Source organism: Streptomyces sp. NRRL B-24572, assembly GCF_002156145.1.
Classification (GTDB): Bacteria; Actinomycetota; Actinomycetes; order Streptomycetales; family Streptomycetaceae; genus Streptomyces; species Streptomyces vietnamensis.
The window spans coordinates 1-2,985 of the sequence record NZ_MWIG01000822.1 but is presented as its reverse complement, the minus strand read 5'-3'; the positions used below and the strand labels follow the sequence as shown (position 1 = coordinate 2,985).

Genomic DNA, 2,985 nt, shown 5'->3' with positions numbered 1-2,985 from the left:
GCTACTCAGTAGCAACGAAGACCCGGATTCTCAGGAATCCGGGTCTTCGTCGTTTCCGGGCACGCGTCGTTTCCGGCTCCTCTCCGCTTGACCTTTACGCAACGTCAAGATTTAGCGTTCTCGGCATGGAGTGGTCGATCCAGGAGATCGCCAAGAAGGCCGGTACCACCAGCCGCACCCTCCGCCACTACGGCGAGCGCGGACTGCTCGAACCGAGCCGGATCGGCGCGAACGGTTACCGGTACTACGACCAGGCGGCGCTCGTGCGGCTGCAGCGGATCCTGCTGCTGCGCGAGCTGGGGCTCTCGCTGCCCGCCATCGCCGAGGTCCTCGCGGGGCAGCGGGACACGTCCGCCGCCCTGCGCACCCATCTCGCCCTCCTGGAACAGGAACGCGAGCGCATCGGACGCCAGATCGCGTCGGTGCGGACCACTCTCGACAAGACCGAGAAGGGAGAAGAGCTCATGGCCGAGGAAGTGTTCGACGGCTTCGACCACACGCGGTACGAGGAGGAGGCCTCCGAGCGCTGGGGCCGCGACGCGTACGAGAAGGGCGACCGCTGGTGGCGCTCGCTCACCGACGCGCAGAAGGAGGCGTTCATGGCCGAGCAGGCCGGCATCGCCCGCGACTTCGGGCAGGCGGCCCGGGACGGCCTGGCCGCCGACAGCGAGGAGGTGCAGGCCATCACGCGGCGCCAGATCGCCTGGCTGTCGACGACCACGACGCCGAGCAAGGAGTACGTGATCGGACTCGGGCAGATGTACGTCGACGACCCGCGCTTCACCGTGAACTACGACAAGCACGGCGAGGGCACCGCGCTCCTCGTCCGGGACGCGATGAAGGTCTACGCGGAGCGGAACCTCTGAGACCTGTCCGCGAGACCTGTCTGATGTAAACGGTGGCCAAAACCGGGCCCGCCTCTTTGCAGGCGTACCGGACCCCACCGTAGCCTCACGCGCACCATGAGTGACGAGCGTGTGAGCGATGTGAGCCGGCGGGCGCCCGCCGTGCTCGTCCTGCTCGCGCTCCTCGCCCTGCTCGTGAGCGTCTGCCACGGCTCCCACGGGCACGCGCTGCCGGCCTCCGGCACCGCGACCGTCTCCGCCCCCGGCCTTCCGCACGGCTGCGAGCGGTCAGGGGACGCCTGGACCTTCGACGCCCACCTTCCCGCGCAGGCCGCCGCCTCCCCGATCGCCGTGCCCGACGCCGGCGGAGCCGTGCTCCTGCCGTACACGGCGGACCTCCGCACCGATCCCCGCGCGCGCTGCGTCCGGAACCGGGCGGGCCCCGGCCCCGAGCCGGGCCGACTGCTCATCGCCCTCGGGGTGGACCGGAACTGAACCGGGTCCCGCACTCGCGTGACCAGGTTCCCTTTCGCGCAACCACCCCGAGGACGTACCGATCATGACCGCACCACCGACCGGCTACCCGCTGCCCGTCGCCGAGCAGACCGTCGGCAACACCCCCCTGCTGTGGACGGACGACGGCTACTGGGCCAAGCTCGAAGGCTTCAACTTCGGCGGCATCAAGGACCGCGCCGCCCTCTACATGGTCGAGCAGGCCCGCCGCCGCGGGGACCTGCGGCCCGGCGCCCCGATCGTCGAGTCGACCTCCGGGACCCTCGGTCTCGGCCTCGCCCTCGCGGGCGTGCTCCACGGCCACCCCGTGCACGTCGTCACCGACCCCGGTCTCGAACCGATCGTCGAGCGGATGCTCGTCGCCCACGGCGCCCGGGTCCACGTCGTCCCCGAGCCGAGCCCGCACGGCGGCTGGCAGCAGGCCCGGATGGACCGGGTCGCCGAGCTGCTCGCCGAGCTCGACCGGGCCTGGTGGCCCGACCAGTACGGGAACCCCGACAACCCCGCCGCGTACGGGGGGCTCGCCGCCGAACTGTCCGCGCAGCTCGACCGGATCGACGTCCTCGTCTGCGCGGTCGGCACCGGCGGCCACTCGGCCGGGATCTCCCGGGCGCTGCGCGCCACCAGCAGCCCGGCCCTCGAACTCGTCGGCGTCGACTCCGTGAACTCCACCGTCTTCGGCCTGCCCGCCGGAGAACGCCTGATGCGGGGCCTCGGCTCCTCCATCCACCCGGGCAACGTCGACCACGGAGCCTTCGACGAGGTCCACTGGGTGGGCCCGGCGGAGGCGGTACGGGCGGCCCGCCGCCTCGCCTCGCGCCAGTTCGCGACCGGCGGCTGGAGCGTGGGCGCGGTCGCGCTCGTCGCCGGCTGGCTGGCCCGCACGCGCCCGCGCGGGACCCGGATCGCGGCCGTCTTCCCGGACGGGCCGCAGCGGTACTTCGACACCGTCTTCAACGACGAGTTCTGCGCGGCGCACGGGCTGCTCGACGGTCCCGTACGGGAGGACCCCGCCGGGTACGTCTCCGCCGAGAACGTCAGCGGCTGGACCCGCCGAGTCCTGGAGCGGGCCAAGTGACCACGGCGACGGCCCCCGCCAAGGGGGGCATCTGGAAGCAGAGCCGCACCTTCGAACCGGCCGTACGGCTCCTCTTCCTCAACCAGCTCACCATCAACCTCGGCTTCTACATGCTCATGCCGTACCTGGCCGCGCACCTCGCGGACGGGCTCGGCATGGCCGCCTGGGCCGTCGGCCTCGTCCTCGGCGCCCGGAACCTCTCCCAGCAGGGCATGTTCCTCGTCGGCGGGGCGCTCGCCGACCGGCTCGGCTTCAAGCCGCTCATCGTGGCCGGCTGTGCCCTGCGGACGGTCGGCTTCGGGGCGCTCGCCTTCGCGCAGTCGCTGCCGATGCTGATCGCCGCCTCGCTCGCGACGGGCCTCGCGGGGGCGCTGTTCAACCCGGCGGTGCGGGCGTATCTGGCGGCGGAGGCGGGGGAGGAGCGGCGCGTCCAGGCCTTCGCGCTGTTCAACGCGTACTACCAGGCGGGCATCCTGCTCGGGCCGCTCGTCGGGGTGGCCCTGACGGGGGTGTCGTTCCGGCTGACGTGCGTGGTCGCCGCCGTGCTGT

The 2,985-nt window shown here is 72.2% G+C and carries 4 protein-coding genes; all 4 read left to right on the top strand.

Annotated features, from left to right (window positions below; translation table 11 throughout):
• The first annotated feature begins 125 nt into the window (after window positions 1–125).
• Window positions 126–866: a MerR family transcriptional regulator gene (locus CCN56_RS36645; RefSeq protein WP_086832054.1), complete on the top strand. Its 741-nt coding sequence runs from the start codon at window positions 126–128 to the stop codon at window positions 864–866.
• Window positions 867–962: 96 nt separating this feature from the next.
• Window positions 963–1,340: a hypothetical protein gene (locus CCN56_RS36640; RefSeq protein WP_143664741.1), complete on the top strand. Its 378-nt coding sequence runs from the start codon at window positions 963–965 to the stop codon at window positions 1,338–1,340.
• 64 nt (window positions 1,341–1,404) lie between these two features.
• Window positions 1,405–2,436 (top strand): PLP-dependent cysteine synthase family protein, encoded by a 1,032-nt coding sequence (locus CCN56_RS36635; RefSeq protein WP_086832052.1) that lies wholly within the window; start codon window positions 1,405–1,407, stop codon window positions 2,434–2,436.
• A partial coding sequence (locus tag CCN56_RS36630) for an MFS transporter (protein ID WP_143664740.1) occupies window positions 2,433–2,985 on the top strand: 553 nt, incomplete at its 3' end. The genes CCN56_RS36635 and CCN56_RS36630, both read left to right, overlap by 4 nt.

Excerpts from the sequence above, each read along its gene's own strand:
- CCN56_RS36635 (WP_086832052.1), top strand. The coding sequence starts at position 1,405 with ATGACCGCACCACCGACCGGCTACCCGCTGCCCGTCGCCGAGCAGACC.
- CCN56_RS36645 (WP_086832054.1), top strand. The coding sequence starts at position 126 with ATGGAGTGGTCGATCCAGGAGATCGCCAAGAAGGCCGGTACCACCAGC.
- CCN56_RS36640 (WP_143664741.1), top strand. The coding sequence starts at position 963 with ATGAGTGACGAGCGTGTGAGCGATGTGAGCCGGCGGGCGCCCGCCGTG.